This is a genomic window from Zestomonas insulae (assembly GCF_016901015.1).
Classification (GTDB): Bacteria; Pseudomonadota; Gammaproteobacteria; order Pseudomonadales; family Pseudomonadaceae; genus Aquipseudomonas; species Aquipseudomonas insulae.
Map to the genome: position 1 here is coordinate 22,809 of NZ_JAFEUP010000007.1, position 26,993 is coordinate 49,801.

Here is a 26,993-nt window from a genome sequence, read left to right on the forward strand (position 1 = left end):
GCGTCAGGCCAGTTCGCGCGCCAGTGTCAGCAGCGCACCACGCCATGCGGCGCGTGCCGGCAGGGCGAGGAACGAGGGATTGAGGTAGGACTCGCGCGCCGCGTAGTCCAGCGCGGTACCACTCAGATCCAGCACTTCGCCACCGGCGCCTTCCAGCACGCCCTGCGCCGCCGCAGTGTCCCACTGCGAGGTCGGCGCCAGGCGCGGGTAGCAATCGGCGTTGCCTTCGGCGAGCAGACAGAACTTCAGCGAACTGCCGACGTTGGCCAGGGCCAGTTCGCCGAACTGCGCGCCGAGGCCACTGAGCAGACGCTCCTGCGCCGGGCTGCTGTGGCGGCGGCTGGCGACCACGGTGAAGCCGGCCGCCGGCACATTGCGCACGCCGATCGGCACGCCCTCACCGCCCGCCTCGCTGCGCCAGGCGCCAAGGCCGGCGCCGCCGTAGTAGCAGCGCCCGTTGGTCGGCTGGCCGACCACGCCGAACACCACCCGACCGTTGTCGATCAGTGCGACGTTGACGGTGAATTCCTCGCTGCCGGCGATGAACTCCTTGGTGCCGTCGAGCGGATCGACCAGCCACCAACGCGTCCAGGTGGCGCGCTCGCTCAAGGCGATCTGCGCGTCTTCTTCCTCGGAGAGCACCGGGATGCTCGCATCCAGCGCGCGCAGACCGTCGGCCAGCACGCGGTGCGCGGCGAGGTCGGCGGCGGTGACCGGCGAGGCATCGGACTTCTCGCTGACCGCCACGTCGGTGCGCCAGTGCGGCAGGATGGCGGCGCCGGCCAGGCGCACCAGGTCGATCACCGCCGGCAGCAAGGGATGGCTCACAGGACGAACTCCCCACGCTGGCTGAGCAGGTCACGCGCCAGGTACAGCGCCGCCAGGGCGCGCCCCTCGCTGAACTGCGGGTGCTGCACCAGGTTGCTCAGCTCGCGCAGGTTGATACGCTCGACGCCCATCGGCTCCGGTTCGTCGCCCGGCAGATGCTCCTCATAGAGGTCACGGGCCAGTACCACCTGAATCTTCTGGGTCATGTAGCCGGGCAGCAAGCTCAGCTCGGTGAGGTACTCCAGGCGCCGCGCGCCGAACCCGGCCTCTTCCTTCAATTCACGGTTGGCCGCCTCGAGCACGTCCTCGCCCGGCTCGACCAGGCCCTTGGGCAGCGACAGCTGGTAGTCGTCGGTGCCGGCGCAGTACTCCTCGACCAGCAGGGCATGCTCGGCGTCGATCAGCGCCACCACCATCACCGCGCCATAACCCGAGCCACGGCTGGCCAGCCGCTCGTAGGTGCGCTCGACCCCATTGGCGAAACGCAGCTGCAGTTCCTCGACGGCGAACAGGCGACTCCGAGCCACGATTTCGCGACCGAGCACTGTGGGTTTCTGACGCATGGGACGACTCCGTGACTTGAGCGGGCGAGCTATCATACCCCGGCTTCGCCGATTGTCCGCCGCGCCGATCGGCCCACTCCTTCAGCCGTAGACATTCTTCGCCATGCCTGTACTGCCCTGGGCCGCCATCGATACCGTCCTGCTCGACATGGACGGCACCCTGCTCGACCTGCACTTCGACAACCATTTCTGGCTCGAACACCTGCCGCAACGCTACGCCGCGCACCACGGCGTGACCCGCGCACAGGCCGACGCCGAGCTGCTGCCGCTGTTCCGCGACCACGCCGGCACCCTGAACTGGTACTGCACGGACTTCTGGAGCCGCGAACTGCGCCTGTCGATCCGCGACCTCAAGCGCGAAGTCGCCGAGCTGATCAGCCTGCGTCCTGATGCCGACACCTTCCTCGCCGCGCTACGCGGCGCCGGCAAGCGCGTCGCACTGATCACCAACGCACACCGCGACTCGCTGTCGCTGAAGCTCGAGCGGGTCGAGCTGGCGCCCTACTTCGACCGCCTGATCAGCTCCCACGACTACGGCTTCCCCAAGGAAGACCAGCAGTTCTGGCAGGCCCTGCAGGCCGACTTCGGCTTCGACCCGGCGCGCAGCCTGTTCATCGACGACAGCCTGCCGATCCTGCGCAGCGCCGGCCGTTTCGGCGTCGCCCACCTGCTCGCGGTGAGCGAGCCGGACAGCCGCAAGGGGCCCAAGGACACCGAGGAGTTCGCCGCGCTGAGCGACTACCGCGCGTTGCTCGCCGGACTCTGAGAGCCTGTTCACGATCTGCTGCGCGTCGGCCACACGGCGTTAAAAACAGCCTCGGAATGCTCATTTACAGCTCGTAAACTCCGCTTCCTCGGCTGTTTTTTTCCTTGTCTGACTCTAGCTCGCTAGATCGTGGACAGGCTCTGAGCCCGCCGAGCCGCTAGAATCGCCGGGCCACCTCGCGGCCGGAGCGGTCCATGGACATCAAGCAACTGAAATTCCTCGTCGCCCTCGACGAGGCGCGTCATTTCGGCCAGGCGGCGACGCGCTGCCACATCACCCAGCCGACCCTGTCGATGCGCCTGCGCAACCTGGAAGACGAGCTGCAGCTGCAACTGGTCCAGCGCGGCCAGCGCTTCGAAGGCTTCACCCCGGCCGGCGAGCGGGTGCTGGCCTGGGCGCGCAGCGTGCTGGCTGCCTATGACGGCCTGCAGGTCGAAGCCGCCGCCTGCCGTGGCAGCCTCAGCGGCACCCTGCGCCTTGGCGTGGTGCCGCTGTCGAGCTTCGACCCGATGCCGCTGCTGCAACGCCTGCACCGCCAGCACCCGCACCTGCGCTTCGTGCTTTCGGCGCTGAGTTCCGAACAGATTCTCGAGCAGTTGGCCAGCAACCGCCTGGACCTCGGGCTGTCCTACCTCGACCGCCTCGACCCGCAGCAGTTCGACTACCGGTCCCTGGCGGAAACCCGCATGGGCCTGCTCTACCACCCGCAGCATTTCCAGTTCGACGCCAGCCCGCTGCACTGGGACGCACTGGTCGAGCTGCCACTCGGCCTGCTCAGCAGCGGCATGCACTTTCGCCAGTCGATCGACCACAACTTCCGCAGCCGCGGCCTGAGCCTCACCCCGCTGCTGGAGACCGACGCCGTGCATCAACTGCTGCAGGCGGTGCAGAGCGGCCTGTGCTGCGCGGTGATGCCGTTGCCCAGCGGGCTCAGTGCGCTCGACGCCGAGCTGCGCCTGCAACCCATCGAGGACGCCCACACGCTGGCGCCGCTCGGCCTGATCATGCGCCGCGGCGAGCCGCGCTCGGCGCTGGCCGCGGCGTGCTTCGAGGCAGTGGCCGCGGAGGATTGATCATCGAGCGGCTCTATCAGTACATCGAAAGTCGCGATTAGACGCGCTCGGCGCCAGCCCCTAGGCTGAACAGACACGCCCTGCGATGCCTTGCCATGTCCGCCTCCCGCCTGCCCGACCTGAGTGCCGCCAGCCGCGGCTACACCCACCTCGACCTGCCCGGCAGCCGCGCGGGCGATGCCGCGCTGGCTGAGGAAACCGCGCTGGCGATCGCCTTCAATGGCATCAATCAGGCAGTGATGCTGGTCAGCCCGGCTGACCTGGAAGATTTCGTGGTCGGCTTCAGCCTCGGCAGCGGCGTGGTCGACTCCATCGATGACATCTATGACATCCAGATCGAAGGCACCGGCGACGCCCAGCGCGCCCAGGTGCAGATCAGCCAGCGCTGCTTCTGGCAGCTCAAGGAGCAACGCCGTCAGCTGGCCGGCAGCAGCGGCTGCGGTCTGTGCGGGGTGGAAGCGCTGGAGCAGGCGCTGCCGAGCCTCCCGGTGCTGCCCGCCACACCGCTGCCGCCGGCCGCCTGGCTGGACGACCTGCGCGCACGCATCGCCGCCTGGCAACCGCTCGGCAGCCACTGCGGCGCGGTGCACGCGGCGCTGTTCATGGACGCCCAGGGCGAGCTGCGCCTGGCCCGCGAGGACATCGGCCGGCACAACGCGCTGGACAAGCTGATCGGCGGGCTGCTGCGCCAGGGCCTGCCACTTGAAGGCGGGCTGGCCATCGTCACCAGCCGCTGCAGCCTGGAGCTGATCCACAAAGTGCTGCGCGCCGGCATCGCCACCCTGGTCAGCCTCTCCGCGCCGACCGGCCTGGCCGTGCAGTGGGCGCGCCGCCACCAGCTCAACCTGATCCACCTTCCCCAGCGCGCCGCGCCGCGCGTGTACAGCCCGGAGCACCGCGCATGAGCCACCGTATCGACGAACATCCGACCCGCCGCTTCAAGCCCTACAAGGGCGCGGCCGGCGGCTGGGGCGCGCTGCGCAGCGTGGCGCACGCCTGGCTGGAAAGCGACAACGCGCTGAAGAACATCCGCACCCTGCTGAAGACCAACCAGCACGGTGGCTTCGACTGCCCGGGCTGCGCCTGGGGCGAGTCGGCGGAGAGCGGCATGGTCAAGTTCTGCGAGAACGGAGCCAAGGCGGTCAACTGGGAGGCCACCCGGCGCCGCGTCGATGCGGCGTTCTTCGCCCAGCACAGCGTCAGCGCGCTGCGCGGACAGAGCGACTACTGGCTGGAGTTCCAGGGCCGGTTGACCGAGCCGCTACGCTACGACCCGAGCAGCGACCGCTACCGGCCGATCAGCTGGGACGCCGCCTTCGCGCTGATCGCCGAGCACCTGCAGGCCCTGGACAGCCCCGACCAGGCCGAGTTCTACACCTCCGGACGGGCCAGCAACGAAGCGGCGTTCCTCTATCAGCTGTTCGTCCGCGCCTACGGTACCAACAACTTTCCGGACTGCTCGAACATGTGCCACGAGGCCAGCGGCGTGGCGCTCGGGCAGAGCATCGGGGTCGGCAAGGGCACGGTGACCTTCGCCGACCTAGGCCTCGCCGACGCGATCTTCGTGCTCGGCCAGAACCCCGGCACCAACCACCCGCGCATGCTCGAACCGCTGCGCGAAGCGGTCGAGCGCGGCGCCCAGGTGATCTGCCTGAACCCGCTGCGCGAGCGCGGCCTGGAGCGCTTCCAGCATCCACAGCACGCCCTGGAAATGCTCGGCAACCGCGACCGGCCGACCCACACCGGCTACTTCCGCCCGGCCCTGGGCGGCGACCTGGCGGTGCTGCGCGGCATGGCCAAGTTCCTCCAGCAATGGGAGCAGGCAGCGCCCGGCACGGTGTTCGACCATGCGTTCCTCGCCGCGCACAGCGACGGCCTGGACGCCTACCTGGCCAGCGTGGCGGCCAGCGACTGGGCGCAGATCGAAGCGCAGTCCGGACTGCGTCTCGCCGAAATTGAAGAACTGGCGCGGCGCTTCGCCGGCGCCGAGCGGGTGATCATGTGCTGGGCGATGGGCATCACCCAGCACCGCCATTCGGTGGCGACCATCCAGGAAATCGCCAACCTGATGTTGCTGCGCGGCCAGCTCGGCAAACCCGGCGCCGGCCTGTGTCCGGTGCGTGGCCACAGCAACGTGCAGGGCGACCGCACCATGGGCATCAACGACCGGCCGCCGGCGGCGCTGCTCGACGCGCTGCAACGGCAGTTCGCCTTCGCCCCGCCGCGCCAGGCCGGGCACAACACCGTGGAAGCCATCCAGGCCATGCTCGACGGGCGCAGCCGGGTGTTCATCGGCCTCGGCGGCAACTTCGCCCAGGCCACCCCAGACAGCGCGCGCACCCACCAGGCCCTGCAGCGCTGCGCGCTGACCGTGCAGATCAGCACCAAGCTCAACCGCAGCCACCTGATGCACGGCAGGGACGCGCTGATCCTGCCGTGCCTGGGGCGCACCGACATCGACCAGCAGACCGGCGGCGAGCAGGCGGTAACGGTCGAGGACTCGTTCAGCATGGTCCACGCCTCGCACGGCCAGCTGCAGCCGCTGTCGGCGCAGATGCGCTCGGAGCCGGCGATCATCGCCGGCATCGCCGCCGCCACCCTTGGCGCGCGGCCGGTGGACTGGGCCTGGCTGATCGAAGACTACGCGCGCATCCGCGAACTGATCGCCGCGACCATTCCCGGCTTCAGCGACTTCAACGCCAAGCTTGCCCAGCCCGGCGGTTTCTACCTGGGCAGCCCGGTGGCGCAGCGCCAGTGGAACACCGCCAGCGGCCGCGCGCGCCTGCACGCCAACCCGCTGCCGACCTCGCTGCTCGACGCAGGCCTGAGCGAGACGCCCGACCTGATCCTCCAGACGCTGCGCTCGCACGACCAGTACAACACCACCATCTACGGCCTCGACGACCGCTACCGCGGGGTCAAGGGCCAGCGCCAGGTGCTGTTCGCCAACGAGGCGGACATCCTGCGCCTGGGTTTCAAGCCGGGGCAGAAGGTCGATGTGCGTTCGCTGTGGCGCGACGGCCGCGAGCGTCGGGTGTACGGTGTCACCCTGCTGGCCTTCGACGTGCCGGCCGGGCAGGCGGCGGCCTATTACCCGGAGATGAACCCGCTGGTGCCGCTGGACAGTTTCGGCGCGGGCAGCTTCACGCCGACCTCGAAGTTCGTGGCGATCAAGCTAGAGCCGGCGCGTGATGATGGGCGGATCGCTTAGAGGCGGATGCGCCTGAGAGGGGTGGCGGAGCGCTGCAATGGCGCCTCGCCCAAGGCCATTATTCGGCCAGTATCGAAAGAGCGAAAAAGCCCTGAAACGGGCCCTCGCCAATCAACCTCAGAACCCCGAAAAACCGAAAAGTTCCCAAATAAAACATACGGTTACAGACTGTTAAAAAGTCCCTACCGCCCGTCTGGCGGCGCTTGCTGAGGCCCCGGGCCAACAGCAGGATCGCGCCCATCTCCCAAGACAAAAGGTTTGTCTCGTATGAAGCTCTCCTCGGTTGTCCTGCTCTCGCTGACCCTGGTCGGCGGCTCTGCTTTCGCTGGTGACGATACCCGTGCCGGCGTCGGTGGCGCCTTGGGCGGGGTACTCGGTTCGGTGGTCGGCCAGCAGATCGGTGGCAGCACCGGCGCGGCCATCGGTGCCGGCGTCGGCGGCGCCGCCGGTGGCTATGCCGGCGCCAACCGCCACGGCCGCACCGAAGCGGCGGTGGCCGGCGGCCTCGGCGCGGCCGGCGGCAACGTGATCGGCAACAAGGTCGGTGGCACCACCGGCGGTTACGTGGGTGCGGCCCTGGGTGGCGGCGCCGGCGGCGCGCTGGGCAACCACTACGGGGTGAACAGCTACCAGGACGAACAGGAAGAGAAGTACGCGCGCAACTACCGCAGCGGCTATCGCGACGGCTACCGCCACGACAACGGCTATCACCGCGGCCATCACAAGAAGCACTGGAAGCACCGCAAGCACCGTCATCACCACGATGATTGAGCGCCGGACTTGATCCAGGTCCGGTACGGCCGGCGGCGATCGCCGACAATGGCCTCCTCCCTTTTCCACTAGAGACTTACAGCATGCGTACCACTCACCTCGCCCTCTCCCTCGCCCTGCTGGTTGCCCCGGCGGCCTTCGCCGGCGACAACACCAACGCCGCAGTCGGCGGTGGCCTCGGCGGCGCGCTCGGTAACGTCATCGGCAACAAGATGGGTGGAAGCACCGGCGCGGCAATAGGCGCCGGCCTCGGTGGCGCGGCCGGTGGCGCCGTGGCCGCCAAGGGCCACAACAAGACCCGCGCCGCAGTCGGCGGTGGTCTCGGCGCGGCCGGCGGCTCGCTGCTCGGCAACCAGCTCGGCGGCAGCACCGGTGCGGCGATCGGCGCCGGCGTCGGCGGCGCGGCCGGCAGTGCGCTGGGCAACGACATGGGCAAGAAGAAAGGCCACTGAGCCTGCACACGCTCAGCCGACCGGCGGTGGTCGGCTGAGCGCCGTTTCATTGATCCAGATCGATATCGCCGCCCACCTCGCAGCGCAAAATTCCTCGTTCATGCACTGACCGAGGCACCTCCCATGCGCACCGCTCTCTCTACCCTGGCCATGACCCTGCTGGTTTCCCAAGGCGTGGTCGCCGATGACAACAGCAACCTCGCCGTCGCCAGTGGCCACGCGCGCCCACAGGCGCAACCGGCCAAGCCCGCCCCTGCCAACACCCCGCTGGTCGCCAAAAGCAGCGTCAAGCGCGACGCCGGTTCGCGCTGAGCGCGGCGCTTACACGCCGAGCGTGGCATTCTCCTGCAGCAGCGCGCTGTCGTGGGTGAACGGCCGCGGACGGGCGATGCCGAAGCCTTGCACATAGTCCACGCCGATGTCGCCGAGCGCCTCGCGGGTTTCGCGGTTCTCGACGAACTCGGCGATAGTGCGCTTGCCCATCACCCGGCCGAGGTGGCTGATCATCTCGACCATGGCGCGGTCGATCGGGTCGTTGAGCATGTCGCGAACGAAGCCACCGTCGATCTTCAAGTAATCCACCGGCAGGTGCTTGAGGTAGGCGAATGACGACATGCCGGCGCCGAAGTCGTCGAGGGCGAAGCGGCAGCCGAGTTCCTGCAGTTCGCGGATGAAGCTCACCGCGCTGTCGAGGTTGGCGATCGCGCTGGTCTCGGTGATCTCGAAGCAGATCTGCGGCGGCGCGATGCCGTGCTCGCGGAACTGCGCGCGCAGGAAGGCGAGGAAATGCTCGTCGCCGATGGTCGCCCCGGACAGGTTGATCGCGCAGGTGGCGATCGGCACCTGGCCGCCCTGCTGGCGCTCGACCAGGATGGCGAACGCGCGGCCGACCACCCAGCGGTCGATCAGCGGCATCAGGCCGTAGCGCTCGGCCGCCGGAATGAACTGGATCGGCGGCACCAGCTGACCGTCCTCGTCGCGCAGGCGGACCAGCAGCTCGATGTGCAGGCCGTCGTCGTCGAGGCTGTCGGCGGCCATGATCTCCTGGGCGTACAGGCAGAAGCGCTGCTCGTCGAGCGCCTGGTGGATGCGCTGCACCCAGGCCAGCTCGCCGTAGCGCAGCGACAGCTCGGAATCGTCCGGGTGGTAGTACTGCACCCGGTTGCGGCCCTTCTCCTTGGCCATGTAGCAGGCCACGTCGGCGGCGCGCAGCGCCTCCTCGAGGCTGGTGCGGCGCTGATCGAGGCACACCAGGCCGATACTCACGCCGATGCTGAACAACCGCCCCTGCCAGCTGAAATGCAGCGTTTGCACGGCCTGGCGCAGGCTTTCGGCGATGCGCAGGGCCGGCTCCGGCGGGCAGTTCTCCAGCAGGATGCCGAATTCGTCGCCGCCCAGCCGCGCCAGCGTGTCGCTGTCGCGAAGGCAGCCCTGCAGCTGCGCGCAGACTTGGCGCAGCAGCTGGTCGCCGGCGGCATGCCCGCAGGTGTCGTTGATCACCTTGAACTGGTCGAGGTCGAGGTACAGCAAGGCGTGCTGGGTGGCGTGGCGCTGCAGGTCGTCGAGCGCGCGGCGCAGGCGGTGGTCGAACTCGCGGCGGTTGACCAGCCCGGTGAGCACGTCGTGGCTGGCCTGCCAGGACAGGTTGGCGATGTACTGACGCTCGCGGGTCATGTCGTGGAACACCAGCACCGCGCCGCTAACCGTGCCGCTGCGGTGGATCGGCGCGGCGACCAGCGACACGCTGACCGCGCTGCCATCGGCGCGCAGCAGGTGGCGGCTGCCGATCGAGGTGGAGCCCGCACTGCCGTCCAGCAGCGGCTCGAGCAGCTCGTCGAGGCGCTCCTGCTGCTGCTCGTCGCTGAGTTGCAGCAGCTCGCCGAGCGGTAGCCCGCAGGCCTGCGCGGCGCGCCAGCCGATCAGCTGCTCGGCCGCCGGGTTGAGGTAGTCGAGGCGCCCCTGGGCATCCAGGGTCAGCACCGCGTCGCCGATCGAGGCGAGCGTCACCTGGGCGCGCTCCTGCTCGCGGTGCAGCGCCTCCTCGAAACCGGCGCTGCGCTCCAGCAGGTTGCGGGTGCGCAGCACCGCAAGGAGGATCAGCAGCAGCGCGGTGCCGAGGTTGACCGCCAGCAGCACGTCGGCGATCGCCCGCGCACCTTCGCCGAGGGTGTCGGAGAAGGCCTTCTCGAGCGGCGTGAGTTGTTCGTTGAGGGCGAAGATCTGCGTCTTCCAGGCGCTCAGCTGGGCGCTGCCGGCCGCACCGGACTGCACACCGAGGTAGATTTCCCAACCGAGCTTGTCGAGTTGCAGCAGGCCTTCGTCGGCCGCCGCCCACAGTCCGATGGCCTGCTCCAGGTAGCTGATCCGCCCCAGATAGCGGTACAGGCCGATCATCCCGGCGAAATCCTGCGGGTGGTTGCCGCCCTGCAGCAGCCCTTCTTCGGCGACCGCGCGATCGAGGCGCGGCTCGTTCATCGCCAGGCGCGCGCGATGGTCGCCGAGCGGCACGCTGATCGCCGTCAGGTAGCGCTGGAAGTCGGCCTCGCGGCCGCTGTCGACATACAGGCTGAGGGCGTAGATGGCGTCCTTCTGGCCCTTGGACCAGAGGCTCTCGCCGTTGATGTAGGCACGCACCGACGACAACAACGACAGACTGAGCAGCACCAGCAGGGCCTGCAGCACCCCGATGCCGACGAAAGGCCAGATCAAGCCGAACAGGTGGGGCCTGCCGTGCATGCGTTCCGACTTCATGCCATGTCCTACTGCTGGTGGATGTTGAGAGGCGCATCCTGCGCGCGAGGCAAACACCCTCGTGATTCCGTTATCGGCACACGAAACAGCAGTTGGATAATGGCACGAGGCTAGTAGCGACTACCAGCCGTTTTATTGGCGCCTGAGTTACGACGTCTGACCGTCGGTCAGCAGCGCCTCCAGCGCGCCGCGCAACGGCGCGGGAATCGGTACCGGGCGATTGCTCTGCCGATCCACGAACACGTGGACGAAACGCCCGGCCGCGCAGGCCTCGTCTTCGCCGGCCTTGAAGATCGCCAGCTCGTACTGCACCGAGCTGTTGCCCAGCTTGCCGACCCGCAGGCCGACCTCGATGCGCTCGGGGAAGGCGATCGAGGCGAAGTAGTCGCACGACGAGCTGACCACGAAGCCGACCACCGCGCCGTCCTGGATGTCCAGGCCGCCCCGCTCGATCAGGTAGGTGTTCACCGCGCTGTCGAAGTAGCCGTAGTAGACGACGTTGTTGACGTGACCGTAGACGTCGTTGTCATGCCAGCGCGTGGTGATCGGCTGGAAGTAGCGGTAGTCGTGACGCAGGTGTTGGGGTTGGCTCATGGGGTGTCCTTGTGGAGGCCCGGGCGCGCGCCGGGAGGAAGACATCTGCACTCGCGGTGGGAGCGGATTCATCCGCGATGCGGGCAGCACATGGGCGCCCCAGCGCGAATCAATTCGCTCCTACAGGTGAGCGATGGGCAAATTCAATACGCTGCCTGGTAGATCGCCAGCGCGTCGGCCTCGCTGACCTCGCGCGGGTTATTCACCAGCAGGCGCTGCTGCAGCATGGCGTCGTTGGCCAGCTGGGCGAGCATCGCCTCCGGCACGCCGGCATCGCGCAGGCGGCTGGGCAGGCCGCAGCGCGGGCTGAGTTCGGCCAGCTCGGCGACGAACTGCTCGGCGAGGTGCTCGACCGGGCCCGGCTGCAGCCGCGCGCCGAGCAGCAGCGGCGCCAGCTCGGCATACAGCGGCGCGGCGGCGGGCGCATTGAAGCGCAGCACGTGCGGCAGCACCAGCGCGTTGGACAGGCCGTGGGGGATGTGGAAATGCCCGCCGAGCGGATAGGCCAGGGCGTGCACCGCCGCCACCGGCGCGTTGGCGAACGCCTGGCCGGCAAGCAGCGCGCCGAGCAGCATGGCCTGGCGTGCCTCGCGGTTGCGCCCGTTGTGCACCGCCTCGTGCAGGTTGGCGGCGAGCAGCCGCAGCGCCTCGCGGGCCAGCAGGTCGGACAGCGGGTTCTTCTTCAGCTTGCTGGTGTACGACTCGATGGCGTGCACCATGGCGTCGATGCCGGTGGCGGCGGTCACCGCGGGCGGCAGGCCGAGGGTCAGGTCGGCGTCGAGCACCGCCAGGTCGGGCAGCAGCAGCGGCGAGACCACGCCCATCTTGGTGGTTTCGCCGGTGGTGATGATGGCGATCTGGGTGACCTCCGAGCCGGTACCGGCGGTGGTCGGCACCTGGATCAGCGGCAGGCGCTTGCCCTTGGCGTTGCCCACCCCGTAGATGTCGGCGAGGCCCTGCGCGCACTGCGGATGGGCGAGCAAGGCCACCAGCTTGGCGACGTCCATCGAACTGCCGCCGCCGAAACCGATGATCAGCTCGGCGTGCATGGCCTTGGCCTGCTCCACCGCGGCCAGCACGATGGCTTCCGGTGGGTCGGCCAGCACCTGGTCGTAGACCGCGACGCGCACGCCTTCGGCGGCGAAGCCTGGCAGCACCGCGTCGAGCAGGCCGAAGCGGCTGATGCCGGGGTCGGTGACGATCAGCACCGCGCCGGCTTCACGCTCGCGGCACAGGCTGGCGAGGCGCACGGCGGCGCCGGCTTCGCAGAGGATCTGCGCGGTGGTGGCGAAACTGAAGGGCTGCATGGCTCTACCTCCAAAGGGGTCAGGGCTGGGCCGGCGCGGGGCGCTGGCGGGCGAAGAAGTCCCAGATGGCCTGGGGGCCGTCGAATGCGGAGAGGGTCGGGCCGAGCAGGCGCGGCGCGCGGAACGCGCCCTGGGGCAGCAGATGGCCGCCGCCGATCACCGAATACAGTGCCACTTCCGGGCGCCCCTCGGCGCGCCACTGGTCGAGGGTCACGCGCTGTTCGGGCTGCGCCGGGTCGTCCCACACCGTGCGGCTGCGCACCGCCTCGCGCGGGTAACCGTCGAGGGTGGCGAAGTACAACGCCGAGGCGTAGGAGCTTTGCACGCTGCCGCGATTGCCGAGGCCGAACAGGGTGACCACGCCGCCGTTGAACGGGTTGATCGGGTCGCGCGTGCCGTTCATCAGCAGCACCGCCGTGGCACCGCCGCTCGGCTGGCAGGCCTGGTTGTCGTCGCTCGGCAGGTTGGCCGCCACCGCGGCGACGCCGGCCAGCAGGTTCGGCTGCTCGAGCGCCAGGCGCAGGCCGAGGTGGCCGCCGTTGGAATAGCCGACCAGGAAGGCGCGTCGGGCGTCGGCGCCGTACTGCTCGGCGAAGCGGCCGATCAGCGCGGCGATCAGGCCCTTGTCGTCGATGTTCTCGGCGCGCGCCGGGTAATCGGCGGTGCGCCGGCAATCGTTCCAGTTGTTCTGGTAGCCCTGCGGGTAGACGACGATGAAACCGTGCTGGTCGGCCAGGCGCTCGAAGGCGTAGCCGCTGAAGGTGCGGATGTCGTCGATGGTCTGCAGCGAGCCGTGCAGGACGAACACCAATGGCGCGTGCGCCGGCAGCTTGGCCGGCACGTAGTAGGCGTAGTCGCGCGCCGTCCCGCCGAGCACGAGCCGGTCGTGCTGCAGACTGGCACTGAGTGGCGGCACGGCCGGGACCGGCGCATGCAGGAAATACAGGTAGGCCGCAGCCGCCAGGGCCGCGGCAGTCAGCAGGATGTACCAGGCCGTTCTTATTGTTCTCACCATGCGTCCCCAATCAGTAGCGGCGCCCCCACGCGGCGATCCGCGGATCGCCGCGCCGCGCCCGGTCACAACGCGAAGCTGTCCTCCGGCATCGCCATCAGGCACGCCGCGCCGCCGAGCAGCGCCTCGCGGTGGCCGCTGGCGCGCGGCAGCACGCGGCGCACGAAGAATTCGGCGCTGTGCAGCTTGGCCTGATAGAAGGCCGTTTCGCCAGTGCCGGCGTCCAGCGCATCTTGCGCGCGAGCAGCCGCCTGCAGCCAGAGGCCGGCGAGCAGCACGTAGGACGAGTAGGCGAGGAAGTCCACCGACATCGCGCCGATCTCCTGCACGTCGCGCTGGCTGGCGGCGATCACTTCGCTGCTCAGCTCACGCCACTCGCCAAGGCGCGCCTGCACCGTCTGCGCCAGTCCGCGCAGCGCCGGGCGGTCGAGTTGCTGGTCGCACAGCGCGCTGAATTCGGCCTGCAGCGCGGACAGCTCCGCGCCGCCGTCGCCGAGCAGCTTGCGGCGGATCAGGTCGAGCGCCTGGATGCCGTTGGTGCCCTCGTACAGCTGGGTGATGCGGCTGTCGCGCATCAGCTGCTCCATGCCCCACTCGCGGATGAAGCCGTGGCCGCCGTACAGCTGCACGCCGAGGCTGGCGACTTCCTGGCCCATGTCGGTGAAGAACGCCTTGACGATCGGGATCAGCAGCGCCGCGCGCTTGCCGGCAGCCTTGCGGGCCGCGGCGTCCGGGTGGCCGTGCTCGAGGTCGAGCTGGCGCGCGCAGTAGGCGGCGAGCATGCGACTGCCTTCGGTGAGGGTCTTCTGGGTCAGCAGCATGCGCCGCACGTCCGGGTGGACGATGATCGGGTCGGCCGCCTTGTCCGGCTGCACCGCGCCGGCCAGGCCGCGCGACTGCAGGCGCTCGCGGGCATAACGCAGGCCGCCCTGGAACGCCGCTTCGGCGATGGCCAGGCCCTGCAGGCCGACCTGGAAGCGCGCGTCGTTCATCATGGTGAACATGCACGCGAGGCCCTGGTTGGCCTCGCCGATCAGCCAGCCGGTGGCGCCGTCGAAGTTCATCACGCAGGTCGAGGCGCCCTTGATGCCCATCTTGTGCTCGATGGCGCCGCAGGACAGCGCGTTCTTCGCGGCGAGGCTGCCGTCGGCGTTGGCGACGAATTTCGGTACCAGCAGCAGGCTGATGCCCTTCACCCCGGCCGGCGCGTCGGGCAGACGGGCGAGCACCAGGTGGACGATGTTGTCGGTGAGGTCCTGCTCGCCGCCACTGATGAAGATCTTGTTGCCGCTGACCTTGTAGCTGCCGTCTGCCTGCGGTTCGGCCTTGGTGCGCAGCAGCGCCAGGTCGGTGCCGGCCTGCGGCTCGGTCAGGCACATGGTGCCGGTCCATTCGCCGCTGACCATCTTGCTCAGGTAGTCGGCCTTGAGCGCTTCGCTGCCATGCTTGTGCAGGGCCAGTACGGCGCCTTCGGTGAGCCCGGAGTAGATGCGGAACGACAGCGACGAGGCCATCAGCATCTCGTGGAAGCTCGCCGAGACCAACTGCGGGAAGCCCTGGCCGCCGAACTCGACCGGGCCGTTCATGCTCGCCCAGCCGTTGTCGACGAACTGCCGGTAGGCGTCGCGGAAGCCTTGCGGGGTGGTCACCGCGCCGTCCTGCAGGCGGCAGCCTTCCTCGTCGCTGTTGCGATTCAGCGGGGCGACCACTTCGCCGGTGTAGCGCGCCGCCTCGTCGAGCACGCCGTCGATCAGTTCGCGGTCGAGGCCGTTGCCGAGCAGCTCGCAGTGCGCGCTGACGTCGAACAGTTCATGCAGGACGAAGCGCATGTCGCGCAGGGGGGCCTGATAGCTCATGCGCGGCCCTCCTTCACGTCAGCGAAGCGCTTGCCGTCGGCCACCAGCCGATCGATCAGCGCCGCCGGCTGCCAGTGGCTGCCGAACTGAGCCTGCAGCTGCAGCAGGCGCTCGCGCACCGTCGCCAGGCCCTGGGCGTCGGCCCAGCTCATCGGCCCACCGACCGCGGCAGGGAAGCCGTAGCCGTTGAGGTAGACCAGGTCGACGTCCTGGCTGGTGGCGGCGATGTTCTCTTCGAGAATCTTCGCGCCTTCGTTGACCAGCGCCAGCACGCAGCGCTCGACGATCTCCTCGGCGCCAATGTCGCGGCGCTGGAAGCCCAGGCCCTCGGCGACGCGCAGCACCAGCGCATCGACTTCCGGGTCGTGCTCGGCCTGGCGGCTGCCCTCGGCGTAGGTGTAATAACCCTTGCGCGCCTTCTGGCCGAAGCGGCCGAGCTCGCACAGCGCGTTGTCGACCTGCGCCAGCGGCGCGTCCATGCCCTTGCCGGACAGCTGGCGGGCGCGCCAGCCGAGGTCGATGCCGACCACGTCATACATGCGGAACGGGCCCATGGCGAAGCCGAAGCCCTGCAGCGCGGCGTCGATCTGATGCGGGTAGGCGCCTTCGAGGAGCATGCTGCGCGCCTCGCCGGAGTACTTCTCGAGCATGCGGTTGCCGATGAAGCCGTGGCAGTTGCCGGCCACCACGCTGACCTTGCCCATGCGTTTGCCGAGCGCCAGCGCGGCGTCCAGCACGGCCGGCGCTGTGGCCTGACCGCGGACGATCTCCAGCAGCTTCATGATGTGCGCCGGGCTGAAGAAGTGCAGGCCGAGCACCTGGCTGGGCCGCTGGGTGACTGCGGCGATCGCGTCGATGTCGAGGTAGGAGGTGTTGCTGGCGAGGATCGCACCCGGGCGCACGGCGGCGTCCAGGCTGCGGAAGATCTGCTGCTTGAGTTCGAGGTTCTCGTAGACCGCCTCGATCACCAGGTCGACGCCCTGCAGCGCCGCGTAGTCGCTGACCGGGGTGACCCGCGCCAGGCGCGCGGCCGCTTCGGCCTCGTCGATCCGTCCCAGGCGCTGGTTGTGCGCGTTGGTGTCGGCCAGCACGCCCATGGCCTGCTCGAGCATCTGCGGGTTGTTGTCGAGCCAGAGCACCGGCACGCCGGCGTTGGCCAGGCTCATGACGATGCCGCGGCCCATGGTGCCGGCACCGATCACCGCGGCCTGCTGAATGGAGAAGGGGGTGTGGCTCATTGTTGTTGTCCTCTCGTAAGTCCTGCCAAAGGCGGCTGCGCGTCGGCCAGGCGGCGTTGCAAGCGGGCTCAGGCGCTCATTTACACAGCGTAAACTCCGCGCCTTCGCCCGCTCGCGCCTTGCCTGGCGCTAGCTCGCGAGCCTTTGCTCAGGGCTCTGCGCGCATAAAAAACCGGCAGACACCTTAGAGGAAGGCGCTACTATTTTTGAAATTTAGTCTTGTGATACTTCATATTTAGCAGATGAATATCTCTAACTTCGATCTCAACCTGCTGCGCGTGCTCGACGCCCTGCTGCGCGAGCGCAACGTGTCGCGCGCCGCCGAACGCCTGGCGCTCAGTCAACCGGCAGTGAGCAACGCCCTCAACCGCCTGCGCGAACTACTCGACGACCCGCTGCTGGTGCGCGCCGGGCGCAGCATGCAGCCGACCCCGCGAGCGCTGAGCCTGGAGGCGCCGATCCGCGCCGCGCTGGCGCAGATCGAGCAGAGCCTGAGCGGCGCCGAACAGTTCGACCCGGCGCGCAGCCGCCAGCGCTTCAGCATTGCGATGACCGACTACGCCGAGCTGCTGTGCATGCCGCACCTGCTCAGCGAACTGGCCGAGCAGGCGCCGGGGATCAGCCTGGCAATCCAGCAGCTCGATCCGCAGCTGCCGGCCGAGGCGCTGGACAAGGGCGACCTCGACCTCGCCGTGGGCCGCTTCGAAAGCCTGCCCGAGCGCTTCACCCGCCAGCCGTGGATGAGCGACAACCTGTGCCTGGTGGCGCGCCGCGACCACCCGCTGCTGCGCGAAGCACCGGACCTCGAGCGTTTCCTGCAGTTGCGCCATCTGTGGGTACACGGCGGCCAGACCCGCGGCATGGTCGACCAGTGGCTCGGCGCGCACGGCCTGCGCCGCGACATCCACTACACCACGCCGAACTACCTGCAGGCCGCGCACATCGCCGCCAGCACCGACCTGGTGGTGGTGCTGTCGACGCGCCTGGCCGAGCAGTTCACCGCGCTGCTGCCGCTCAGTCGCCATGCGCTGCCGCTCGACGTCGGCAGCTTCCAGCTGGACATCGTCAGCCTCACCCAGCGCCAGCGCGACGCCGCGCTGCAGTGGCTGATCGGACAAATCGCGGCGACCAGCCGCACACCGTAGCCCACCCGGCAGCGCGCTGCCGGGCTGACGCCTTACTGCGGATAGTCGTTGAGCGAGATCACCCGGGTCTTGCCGACGCGGTGGCGGTAGATTTCGCGCAGGTACTTGATCGCCTTCTTCACGCTGTCGCGCGACAGGCGGATGTCGTTGATCGAGACGAACTTGCCCTCGTCGTGGATCAGCTCGCGGTACTTCTTCTCGTACATCGGCTTGATCGCGTACCAGTTGGTGTCGAGGATCTTCGCCGGGTTCTCGTGCTCGTTGAGCATGGCGTCGATGCGCTCTTCATCCAGTTCATCGGCGACGATGAAGTCGAGCATGGCGTTGTCCAGGCTGTCGTCGTAGCGGAACTGGTCGCGGGCGAAGCAGCGCTTGATGAAGGCGACGATCAGGGTCAGGAAGTCGTCGGACAGGCACGGGCTCTTGACGATCAGGGTGGTCAGCGAGAGGTTCGCCGAGGCGCCGATCACCAGCGCGTAGCGCTTCAGGGTGGTGTTGGGGAACAGGCTGTTGAGGTGGGTCTTGAGCCGGTTGAGGTCGATGTAGGAGAGCTTGTAGTCCTTGGGCAGCGAGACGATCGACACCACCGACGAGCAGTTCTTGAAGAAATGCAGGTCGCTCAGCGCGCTGGCGTCGTAGTTGCTCTTCTTGTAGCGGTCCAGCGCCTCGCGGTAGCGCTTGGCCTCGATCGGCAGCAGGCTGATGCCTTCGATGGCCTGGGTCGATTTGTTGAAGTGCGGCAGGTCGATGGAACGGAAGAACAGGTCGTCGATGTCGAGCTTCGGCGGCTCTTTCTCGAACACCTTGAACTTCTCGGTCGGCGCCTTCTCGGTCTGCTCGGCCACCACCGACTCGGCGTAGGCCACCGCCACCGGACCGGCCAGGCTCATGAACAGGTCGTTGGCATCCAGGCGGATGGTTTCGCCGATGTCGATGCCGGCGCGGCGGAAGTAGGTCTGGTCGTAGTCGGTGGTCACCGCCTGGGCGGTGAGGATGTTGAAGATCTGCTGCGAGATGTACTGGTTGGCGTGGCGCTCCATGGCGTTCACGTCGATGTTGTGGCTGTGCGCGGCGTCGCTTTCCTCGGCGTAACGCATGATGTCGTTGGAGATCAGCATCATCGCGTTCCACGGGCGGATGCGGCGCATCACGCTTTCCTCGCCGGTCGTCTCGTTGTCGAAGTTGTAGGAGAAGTCCCACTCCTCGGACAGGTACTTGCACAGCAGCCGGCCGGCGTTGATGTGCAGCGCCTCGGACATCTCGATGCCCTGGTCAGAGATGTTCGGCAGGATGCAGATGCCGCTGGTGAAGATCGGCTCGAAGACGAAGGAGTGCCCGCGGTTGTCCGCGCTGCTGCTCTCCTGCTTGGTCTCGAAGGTCTTGCTCATGTAGGCGAACTGCTGGGCCAGGCCGAATTCCGAGGCCATGCCCGAGCCGGTACCACCGCCGGCGCTGAAGATGTAGAAGTACAGCCGCGACTGGTTGGCCTTGATGCCGCACGAGTCGATCAGGTAGCTGTGGATGAACTTCCAGTCCGGGTTGGAGAAGCGCTGGGTGTCCTTGTTGAGGATGATCTTGGCCAGGTACTGGCCGAGGATCGGCGCGTTACCGGCGCCGCCGGCATGGACCTCGGAGAGGTCCATGATCTTCATCTTGCTGTAGTCCTCGAGGAAGCCGCCGGTCTCGGCCTTGCGCGAGAAGCGGATGCGTCCCTCGATGTCCTTGTCCAGGTCGCCGAGCATCACCAGCGGCTCGACCAGGAACACCGGCTTGGCGCCGCGCCCGGACGACAGGCGCAGGCTGCTCTTGATCCAGTTGGCCGGACGCTGTTCGGTGGCCGGCTTGTCCTGGCTGCTGAACTCGTTGAGGTAGAACTTGCGCGCGTTGAACACCAGCGAGGCGACGTCCAGGGCGATGTTGGAGCCGCAGCGGCCGAGGCCGATCAGGCACACCGAGGGAAAATGCTGGCTGTTGCGCAACTCGTCGTTGCTGTCGTTGGGCAGCTTGGGGAACACCCGGGTGCGCAGGCCGTCGAGGTTCTCGAGGATGCGATCGATGTCGCGCTCGGTGAAGTACATGTACTGCTTGCCGCCGGCACTCAGCGCCGGTACGGCCAGGGCTTCGGCCAACCGCGGCTCGAGTTCAGTGTGGGCCAGCGTGGTGCGCGGCTCGGAAACAGTGGAGTCGGGTTTCTTTGTAGTTGTTTTCATGGGGAATTCCCGCAGGGTAAGGCGGCGGCTGATCAGGGCTAACAGGCTGCTGTGGTGCAGGCCGGCAATATATACAAACTGCCATCACCTTTCGAGGCGGCCACACCGGCGCCCGCGCGATTGCCGCACGAGCGCTGTACCAGTGAAACTCCCCTGCCGTGCCGCGCCTTGCGCGCGACCCGGCGCTTGCCCCTCAGGGCGCGAGCCGACCTGCGGTCATGCCGCCCACACCGGCGGTCAGCCGAGCGCTTCCAGCGGCACCTCGCGCTTGCTCGCGACCTGCGGCGAGCTGAACTGCAGGTAGCCATCCTCGACCTTGCCGAAGCGCAGCAGCGCCAGGTCGAGCAGGTAGTTCTGATAGAGCTTCCACGGCGAGCGGTCGCCCTGCTTGGGCAGCTGGTCGGCGACGCGCTGGATGTAGCCGGAGTTGAGGTTGAGGAACGGCGCCTCGCCGATCGCGTCGGCACCGGCGCGCGGCGTGCACTGGCGCATGCCGATGGCGTCCATGTGGTTGATCAGGCGGCAGAAGTACTCGCTGGACAGGTCGGCCTTGAGCGTCCAGCTGGCGTTGGTGTAGCCGAGCACCACCGCGGCGTTGGGCAGGTCGCGCAGCATGATGCCGCGGTAGCCCATGCTCTGCGCGGCGTCGAACGGTGTGCCGTCGAGCGACACCTGCATGCCGCCGAACAGCACCAGGTCGAGGCCGGTGGCGCTGACCACGATGTCCGCCGGCAGCTCGCTGCCGGACTTCAGGCGGATGCCGCCGGCGGTGAAGCTGTCGATCTGGTCGGTGACCACCGAGGCCTTGCCCTGGCGCAGCACCTTGAACAGGTCGCCGTCCGGCACCACGCAGACCCGCTCGTCCCACGGCTTGTAGCGCGGGCTGAAGTGGCGCATGTCGAAGTCCGCGCCGAGCTGGCGACGCGCCAGGCCGAGCAGCACCTTGCGCACCAGGTTGGGGAAGGCCTTGGCCAGGTTGAAGAACACCATCTGCATGGTCACGTTGCGCGCGCGTCCGAGGCGGTACACCCATTTCTCCGGCAGTACGCGGCGCAGCGCGTTGGAGATCACGTCCTCCTTGGGCAGGCTGATCACGTAGGACGGCGAGCGCTGCAGCATGGTGACGTGCGCGGCCTGGTCGGTCATCGACGGGATCAGGGTCACCGCGGTCGCCCCGCTGCCGATCACCACCACGCGCTTGCCGGCGTAGTCGAGTTGCTCCGGCCACAGCTGCGGATGCACGAAATGCCCCTGGAACTGCTCGCGGCCGGGGAAGTCCGGGGTGTAGCCGGCTTCGTAGCGGTAGTAGCCGGTGCACATCAGCAGGTACTGGCAGCTCAGTTTGACCGGCTCGGCCTCGTCGCCGCGCTGCACCTCCAGACTCCAGGTGGCGCTGGCGCTGCACCAGTCGGCCTTGAGCACCTTGTGGCGGTAGCGGATGTGCCGGTCGATGCCGTTCTCGCGCGCGGTTTCCTCGATGTAGCGGCGGATCGACGGACCGTCGGCGATGGCCTGCGGGTCGTTCCACGGCTTGAAGTTGTAGCCGAGGGTGAACATGTCCGAGTCGGAGCGGATGCCCGGGTAGCGGAACAGGTCCCAGGTGCCGCCCAGCGCGGCGCGGCCTTCGAGGATGGCAAAGCGCTTGCCGGGGCACTGCTGTTGCAGGTGATAGGCCGCGCCGATGCCGGACAGGCCGGCGCCAACGATCAGTACATCCAAGTGTTCGGCAGACATGAGGCACTCCTCGGCAGGTGGGTCCGTGGCCGGTCCGCCAATTCAAGACCGAAGCCGCGCTATCCGCCAGATTCGCCGGCGCCGCACGGTTTGTCCCCGACCCTAGGATGGGTAAGCGGCGCCTGGCGCAGCGGCAAAGTCAGCGCTTTGGCCTGCCGGGGAATTCGCCACGGCGCCGGCTTTCACTAGGCTTGCCGCAGACCACAAGAATAAAGGGATGCCCATGCGCAAGCCGTTGCTGCTCCTCGTCCTCGCCGCCCTCGCCTACCTGCTGTTCTGGCCCACGCCGCTGCGACCGGTGGCCTGGCAACCCGGCCCGCTGCCGGACGCCAGCGGCGTGTGGGCGCCCAACGCGCGGCTCGACGCCGCAGTGCTCGAACAGGCCGGCCTGCCCGGCCCGGACACCGTGGTGGTGGACGCCGAAGGGCGCCGCTACAGCGGCATCGGCGACGGGCGCATCGTGCGCTGGCGCGCCGGCGAGGCGCCGCAGACCTTCGTGCAGCTGGCCGGCCGCCCGGTGGGGATGAACTTCGCCGGCAACGGCGACCTCTACGCCGCCGACGAGGCCAACGCACAGATCTGGCGGATCACCCCGCAGGGCCAGGCCGAGGTGGTGGTGCAGAGCTCGGCGCAACAGCGCTTCACCTTCCTCAACGACGTGTTCCTCGCCCGCGACGGCCGGCTGTTCTTCAGCGAGGCCTCGAGCCGCTGGGGGCTGGCCGACAACAAGCTGGCGCTGCTCGAGCATGGCGGCGACGGCAAGGTGTTCGTCCGCCATCCGGACGGGCGCATCGAGCAGCTGCTCGACGGCCTGGAGTTCGCCAACGGCGTGGTGCTGGCGCCCGATGAGTCGTACCTGCTGGTGGCCGAGACCGGCGCCTACCGGATCACCCGCCTGTGGCTGAGCGGCCCGCGCACCGGGCAGCGCGAGGTGCTGGTCGACAACCTGCCCGGCTTCCCCGGCGACCTGTCGATCGCCCCGGACGGCAGCTACTGGTGCTCGTTCTTCTCGCCGCGCAAACGCGTGCTCGACGCGCTGGGTCCCTGGCCGTTCGCCCGCCAGGTCGCCGCGCGCCTGCCGCGCGCGCTGCTGACCAAGCCGGTGGTGTATCCCTACGTGTTCCGCTTCGACGCCCAGGGCCAGGTGCGCGAAACCCTGCAGGCCTCGGCACGCGCCAACCTGCCGAGCTTCAGCAGCGTGGTGCAGCACGGCAACGAGCTGCTGCTCGGCTCGCCGGGCGGGGTCGGCGAAATCGACTCGGACCGCGCCTACCGGGTGCGCCTGTAAGTGCCGCCGCGCGCCGTGTCGAAGCGCGCGGCGCACCCACCCAGTCAGGCGAAGACGAAGTCGTCGGCGGTGACGTTGGCCACCGCCACGCCGACCAGGTTGATGGTCCCGGCCGAGGAGCTGATCAGCGTACTGAAGCCGAAGAAGTCCTCGATCACCAGGTCCTCGAAGGCCAGGCCGCTGGTGCTCAGGTCGAGGCGTTCCACGCCGTCCTCGAAGTCCTGCACGGTGTCGTCGAAGAATGGCTCGCTCCACACCGCGCCGAACTGGAACACGTCGACCCCGGCGCCGCCGCTCATGAAGTCCTGACGGGCGCCGCCGATCAGCACGTCATCACCGTCGCCGCCGCTCAGCGAGCCACCCGATACCCCGGCCTGCAGGGTGTCGTTGCCGTCGCCGCCATCCAGGCTGTCGAACGAGAACTCCGCGGTGTTGCCGATCAGCAGGTCGTCGCCGGCCTCGCCGAAGGCGTTGGCACCAAAGTCGCCGTCGATGACGAGGGTGTCGTTACCGTTGCCACCGAATAGCTCGTCGAAACCCTGGCCAGGGCCACCGCGCACCAGGTCGTCGCCGTTGCCGCCGTTGACCACGTCGTTGCCGGCCGCGCCGCTCAGCTGGTCGTTGCCGCCGAGGCCGAAGATGCGGTCGTCGTCATCGGTGCCGACGATGACGTCAGCGCCTTCGGTGCCGGCGGTGAGGAACACCGTCGAGCGACTGAAGTCGTCGGTGGTCAGCTGCCGGGCGCCGAGGAACTTCAGGGTGAAGTCGCTGTTGCCCAGCAGGCCGTCGTCATCCTCGTCGGCGACCAGCCAGGTGTTGCCCTGGCGGATGGTGTAGAACAGCTCGGTGACGCCGTTGCCGGCGCCGCCCAGCGCCGCGCCGAGTTGCGGGTTGAAGCTCAGCTGGCCGCGGAACACGAACTCGCCATTCAGATCGAGCAGGTCGCCGACCGCCGCTCCGGCGCCCTGGAAGTCGGTGACGGTGTCGAAGCTGGCCAGCGTCGAGCTGGGGTTGAACGCGCCGAGGAAGAAGATGAATTCGTCGTTGCCGGCGCCACCGGTGAGCAGGTCGGCACCGGCGTCGCCTTCCAGCTCGTCGTCGCCGTTGCCACCGGACAGGCTGTCGGCACCGGCATCGCCGAACAGCTCGTCGTCGCCGTCCTCGCCGAAGATCGCGTCGTTGCCGTTGCCGCCGAAGAAGTCGTCGTTGCCGACGCCACCGAACAGCATGTCGTTGCCGTCGTCGCCATCGAGGGTGTCGTTGCCCTCGCCGCCGCGCACGATGTCGTTGCCGTTGCCGCCGGAGAGCAGCGAGTCGTTGCCGGCGCCGCCGTCGAGGATGTCGTTGCCGTCGTTGCCGGTCAGGTTGTCGCGGCCCTCGCCGCCATTGATGATGTCGTTGCCGGCGCCACCGGTGAGCAGCGAATCGTTGCCCGCGCCACCGTCGATGATGTCGTTGCCGCCGAGGCCGAAGATGGTGTCGTTGTCCGGCGTGCCGTTGATCACGTCACCGCTGTTGCTGCCGCGCGTGACGAACGGCGTGGTGCCGAAGTCGCCCTTGACCAGGCTGTGCCGGCCGCTCAGCTGCACGGTGAAGTCGGTGGCATCCAGCACGCCGTTGTCGTTGGAGTCGGCGAACAGCAGCGTGCTCGTCGCGCCGAGCGCATAGAACACCTCGGTGAAGCCGTTGCCGGCGAAACCGAGGTTGGCGCCGAGGGTCGGCAGCGTGCTGCGCGCGCCTTCGAACACCAGTCGGCTCTGCAGGATGAAGCCGGTCGACAGTTGCAGGCTGTCGCCGCCGGCGACGCCCGCGCCCTGGAAGTCGGTGACCGTGTCACGCACCGCGAAGGTCGACTGCTCGCCGCTGCCGACCGACTAGGCGAAGCTGTCGTTGCCGGCCCCGCCGGTCAGGCTGTCGGCGCCCAGCGCGCCGAAGAAGCTTTCGTCGCCGGACAGCGTGTCGTTGCCGCCGCCGCCGAGCAGAAAATCAGCGCCACCGAGACCGAACAACTGGTCGTCTTCCGCGCCGCCGAACAGGAAGTCTTCATTGGGTGTGCCAGTGAAAATCGCCATGGTAGAACCCTCCCGAAGAGAATGGGTACCAGGGATGAGGGGGGACTAAAGTCTAGTTCAGCACCCCGTGACGAGACCCCGTCATCTGACCGAAAGGCCCGCCGCACTAGGCCGCGCGCCGATAAGCAGGGCCTTTGCGGAGATGTAACCGGATGTTGACCGCTTCGCTTAGTCGGCGCCGAGCAACTGCCCGGCGAGCCACTCGCGCACCGTGGCGTAGGGGTAGTCTTCCAGCGTGGCGAAGCCGGCCAGCTGGCGCGCCTTAAGCTTGGTCAACAGCGGCGAGCTGATGCCGCACAGGAAGCGCGTCAGGCATTCGCCGCTCGGCGGCTCGCCCTTGAGCTCCGCATAGCGCTGCAGGAAGCCGCCGCAGCGACTGTGCAGGTCGCCGGCCAGCGGCGGCAGCGCGGGTGGCGCCGGTAGCCGCGCGACCTGGCCGCGGCACACCGAGCAATGCCCGCAGCGCTGCGGCGCCTGGGCGTCGCCGAAGTAGGCGGCCAGCCGTTGACTCAGGCAGGTGTCGCTGGCGAACAGGCCGAGCATCGCCTGGATGCGGGCGATCTCGCTGGCCTCGTGCTGGCGGAAATGCGCGTGCAGCTCGGCGGCCAGCACCGCGGGATCGAAGCTCGCGTCGAGCAGCGCGTAGACCTCGGTCATCTGTTTGCTTTCCAGCTCGATCCAGCCCTGCTCCTGCAACCAGTCCAGCGCCTTGACCACCCGGCTGCGCTCGGCGCGGTGCTGCTGGTACAGCGCCTCGAAATCCACCGTGCACCAGGTGCGCGCGCGCGCCGAGGTGGCGACGATGGCAGCGAGGAACTGTCGGCGCTCGCCGTCGAACTGGGCGAGCAGCGCCTCGGGTTCGCGCAGGTACTTGAAGCGGTACTCGGCGAAATAGGCGTAGCGCGGCGCGATGATGCCGCGCAGCTCGAGCTGCACCAGCAGGGTCTTCAGCGGCAGCGGGCGGATGTTGCTCTGCTCGCTCAGCGCATTGAGCATGAACTCCCACTCGCCGGCGGCGCCGCGCAGCTCGTCGAGCACGTTGCGGATGCCGGCCAGCTCCGGGGTATCGCCGTATACGAAGTTTTCCAGCACATTGAGGCTGTCGCGGTTGGCCAGCACCAGGCAGTCGGACGGCTGGCCATCGCGCCCGCCGCGGCCGATTTCCTGGCTGTAGTTCTCGATCGACTTGGGCAGGTCGAAGTGCACCACGTTGCGGATGTCGCTCTTGTCGATGCCCATGCCGAAGGCGATGGTGGCGACGATGCAGTTGAGTTGGCCGGCCATGAACTGGCGCTGGATCGCCTCACGCTGCTCGTGGGCCATGCCGGCGTGGTAGGCGCTGGCCGGGATGCCGCGCGAGCTGAGCGTGGCGGCGACCTGTTCGGCGGTCTTATGCTGGGTGACGTAGACGATGCTCGGCTGCCCGGCCTTGGCGCCCAGCCACTCGACCAGCCGGCGCGGCTTGTCGGCGCCACTGACCGGTTCGACCAGCAGGTTGAGGTTGGCGCGGTAGAAGCCGGTGGTCACCACGTCCTCGGCGGCGATGGCGAACTTGGCGCGCATGTCGGCGATCACCGGCGGGGTCGCCGTGGCGGTCAGCAGCAGCACCTGGGGAATGCCGAACTGGCGCTGGTAGTCGGGCAGCTTGAGGTAGTCGGGGCGAAAGTTGTGGCCCCACTCGGAGATGCAGTGCGCCTCGTCGATCACCAGCAGGGAGATCGGCACCTGGGCGATGAAGTGGCGGAAGCGTTCGTTCTTCAGGCGTTCCACCGAGATCATCAGGATCTTCAGCTCACCGGCCTTGGCGCGGCGCATGGTCTCGGCGACCTGCTCGCGGCTCTGCGCCGAATCGACGCTGGCCGCGGCGATGCCATGCCGGGCGAGGAACGCCAGCTGGTCCTGCATCAGCGCCAGCAGCGGCGAGACCACCAGGGTCAGGTGCGGCAACTGCAACGCCGGCAGCTGGTAGCACAGCGACTTGCCCGAGCCGGTGGGAAAGATCGCCGCCGCCGAGCGGCCGGCCAGCACCGCGCCGATTGCGACGGCCTGACCGGGGCGCAGCTGGCGGAAGCCGAATACGCGTTCGAGGGTTTCATACATAAGGTGTCGCTCTCCGTGGCCG

General features: G+C 68.4%; 22 protein-coding genes. 9 read left to right on the forward strand and 13 right to left on the reverse strand.

Annotated elements, in window-relative coordinates:
• Positions 1 to 3: 3 nt before the first annotated feature.
• Positions 4 to 828 (reverse strand): 3'(2'),5'-bisphosphate nucleotidase CysQ, encoded by an 825-nt coding sequence (cysQ, locus tag JQX08_RS20850; RefSeq protein WP_205350354.1) that lies wholly within the window; start codon positions 826 to 828, stop codon positions 4 to 6.
• Positions 825 to 1,391, reverse strand: a complete 567-nt coding sequence (nudE, locus tag JQX08_RS20855; protein ID WP_205350355.1) for an ADP compounds hydrolase NudE — start codon at positions 1,389 to 1,391, stop codon at positions 825 to 827. The genes cysQ and nudE overlap by 4 nt, the downstream gene beginning before the upstream one ends.
• 103 nt (positions 1,392 to 1,494) lie before the next feature.
• Between nudE and yrfG the strand changes: the two genes are divergently transcribed.
• From yrfG to JQX08_RS20890, 7 genes are all read left to right on the forward strand, one after another.
• Positions 1,495 to 2,157: a GMP/IMP nucleotidase gene (yrfG, locus tag JQX08_RS20860; RefSeq protein WP_205350356.1), complete on the forward strand. Its 663-nt coding sequence runs from the start codon at positions 1,495 to 1,497 to the stop codon at positions 2,155 to 2,157.
• Positions 2,158 to 2,351: 194 nt separating this feature from the next.
• Positions 2,352 to 3,230 carry a LysR family transcriptional regulator gene (locus JQX08_RS20865; protein ID WP_205350357.1) on the forward strand — a complete coding sequence of 293 codons (879 nt, stop codon included), beginning with the start codon at positions 2,352 to 2,354 and terminating at the stop codon, positions 3,228 to 3,230.
• Between the two features lie 95 nt (positions 3,231 to 3,325).
• Positions 3,326 to 4,135, forward strand: a complete 810-nt coding sequence (fdhD, locus tag JQX08_RS20870; RefSeq protein WP_205350358.1) for a formate dehydrogenase accessory sulfurtransferase FdhD — start codon at positions 3,326 to 3,328, stop codon at positions 4,133 to 4,135.
• Positions 4,132 to 6,441: an FdhF/YdeP family oxidoreductase gene (locus tag JQX08_RS20875; protein ID WP_239482305.1), complete on the forward strand. Its 2,310-nt coding sequence runs from the start codon at positions 4,132 to 4,134 to the stop codon at positions 6,439 to 6,441. The genes fdhD and JQX08_RS20875 overlap by 4 nt, the downstream gene beginning before the upstream one ends.
• Before the next feature lie 267 nt (positions 6,442 to 6,708).
• Positions 6,709 to 7,212, forward strand: a complete 504-nt coding sequence (locus JQX08_RS20880; protein WP_205350359.1) for a YMGG-like glycine zipper-containing protein — start codon at positions 6,709 to 6,711, stop codon at positions 7,210 to 7,212.
• Positions 7,213 to 7,295: 83 nt separating this feature from the next.
• A complete protein-coding gene (locus tag JQX08_RS20885; RefSeq protein ID WP_205350360.1) occupies positions 7,296 to 7,664 on the forward strand; it encodes a YMGG-like glycine zipper-containing protein in 369 nt (122 codons plus the stop codon).
• A gap of 123 nt (positions 7,665 to 7,787) precedes the next feature.
• Positions 7,788 to 7,976 (forward strand): hypothetical protein, encoded by a 189-nt coding sequence (locus JQX08_RS20890; RefSeq protein WP_205350361.1) that lies wholly within the window; start codon positions 7,788 to 7,790, stop codon positions 7,974 to 7,976.
• Positions 7,977 to 7,985: 9 nt separating this feature from the next.
• Here the strand turns inward: JQX08_RS20890 and JQX08_RS20895 are convergent, their stop codons facing one another.
• The 6 genes from JQX08_RS20895 to JQX08_RS20920 form a co-directional block, all read right to left on the reverse strand.
• On the reverse strand, positions 7,986 to 10,415 hold the full coding sequence (locus JQX08_RS20895; RefSeq protein WP_205350362.1) for an EAL domain-containing protein: 2,430 nt from the start codon (positions 10,413 to 10,415) through the stop codon (positions 7,986 to 7,988).
• Between the two features lie 147 nt (positions 10,416 to 10,562).
• Positions 10,563 to 11,009 carry an acyl-CoA thioesterase gene (locus tag JQX08_RS20900; RefSeq protein WP_205350363.1) on the reverse strand — a complete coding sequence of 149 codons (447 nt, stop codon included), beginning with the start codon at positions 11,007 to 11,009 and terminating at the stop codon, positions 10,563 to 10,565.
• A gap of 143 nt (positions 11,010 to 11,152) precedes the next feature.
• Positions 11,153 to 12,316: an iron-containing alcohol dehydrogenase gene (locus JQX08_RS20905; RefSeq protein WP_205350364.1), complete on the reverse strand. Its 1,164-nt coding sequence runs from the start codon at positions 12,314 to 12,316 to the stop codon at positions 11,153 to 11,155.
• A gap of 19 nt (positions 12,317 to 12,335) precedes the next feature.
• Entirely contained in the window at positions 12,336 to 13,328 is a 993-nt protein-coding gene (locus JQX08_RS20910; protein ID WP_205350365.1) for a PHB depolymerase family esterase, read from the reverse strand.
• 65 nt (positions 13,329 to 13,393) lie between these two features.
• The gene (locus tag JQX08_RS20915; RefSeq protein ID WP_205350366.1) at positions 13,394 to 15,184 is read right to left on the reverse strand and encodes an acyl-CoA dehydrogenase C-terminal domain-containing protein; all 1,791 of its coding nucleotides are present in this window, start codon (positions 15,182 to 15,184) and stop codon (positions 13,394 to 13,396) included.
• Complete coding sequence (locus JQX08_RS20920; RefSeq protein ID WP_205350367.1) at positions 15,181 to 16,422, reverse strand: 3-hydroxyacyl-CoA dehydrogenase; 1,242 nt, start codon at positions 16,420 to 16,422, stop codon at positions 15,181 to 15,183. The genes JQX08_RS20915 and JQX08_RS20920 overlap by 4 nt, the downstream gene beginning before the upstream one ends.
• A gap of 242 nt (positions 16,423 to 16,664) precedes the next feature.
• Here JQX08_RS20920 and JQX08_RS20925 point away from each other — a divergent pair, with 242 nt between their 5' ends.
• Positions 16,665 to 17,567: a LysR family transcriptional regulator gene (locus tag JQX08_RS20925; RefSeq protein WP_205350368.1), complete on the forward strand. Its 903-nt coding sequence runs from the start codon at positions 16,665 to 16,667 to the stop codon at positions 17,565 to 17,567.
• A 32-nt stretch (positions 17,568 to 17,599) separates the two neighbouring features.
• Here JQX08_RS20925 and JQX08_RS20930 read toward each other — a convergent pair whose 3' ends face one another.
• Both JQX08_RS20930 and JQX08_RS20935 read right to left on the reverse strand, forming a co-directional pair.
• The gene (locus JQX08_RS20930; protein WP_205350571.1) at positions 17,600 to 19,645 is read right to left on the reverse strand and encodes a hypothetical protein; all 2,046 of its coding nucleotides are present in this window, start codon (positions 19,643 to 19,645) and stop codon (positions 17,600 to 17,602) included.
• 369 nt (positions 19,646 to 20,014) lie between these two features.
• The gene (locus tag JQX08_RS20935) at positions 20,015 to 21,511 is read right to left on the reverse strand and encodes a flavin-containing monooxygenase (RefSeq protein ID WP_205350369.1); all 1,497 of its coding nucleotides are present in this window, start codon (positions 21,509 to 21,511) and stop codon (positions 20,015 to 20,017) included.
• A 223-nt stretch (positions 21,512 to 21,734) separates the two neighbouring features.
• Between JQX08_RS20935 and JQX08_RS20940 the strand changes: the two genes are divergently transcribed.
• Complete coding sequence (locus JQX08_RS20940; protein WP_205350370.1) at positions 21,735 to 22,799, forward strand: SMP-30/gluconolactonase/LRE family protein; 1,065 nt, start codon at positions 21,735 to 21,737, stop codon at positions 22,797 to 22,799.
• A gap of 44 nt (positions 22,800 to 22,843) precedes the next feature.
• Here the strand turns inward: JQX08_RS20940 and JQX08_RS20945 are convergent, their stop codons facing one another.
• The 3 genes from JQX08_RS20945 to JQX08_RS20950 form a co-directional block, all read right to left on the reverse strand.
• Positions 22,844 to 24,640, reverse strand: a complete 1,797-nt coding sequence (locus JQX08_RS20945; protein WP_346727629.1) for a calcium-binding protein — start codon at positions 24,638 to 24,640, stop codon at positions 22,844 to 22,846.
• Between the two features lie 33 nt (positions 24,641 to 24,673).
• Entirely contained in the window at positions 24,674 to 24,871 is a 198-nt protein-coding gene (locus JQX08_RS22290) for a calcium-binding protein (protein WP_239482307.1), read from the reverse strand.
• A gap of 168 nt (positions 24,872 to 25,039) precedes the next feature.
• Positions 25,040 to 26,971: a RecQ family ATP-dependent DNA helicase gene (locus JQX08_RS20950; protein WP_205350371.1), complete on the reverse strand. Its 1,932-nt coding sequence runs from the start codon at positions 26,969 to 26,971 to the stop codon at positions 25,040 to 25,042.
• Positions 26,972 to 26,993 lie beyond the last annotated feature (22 nt).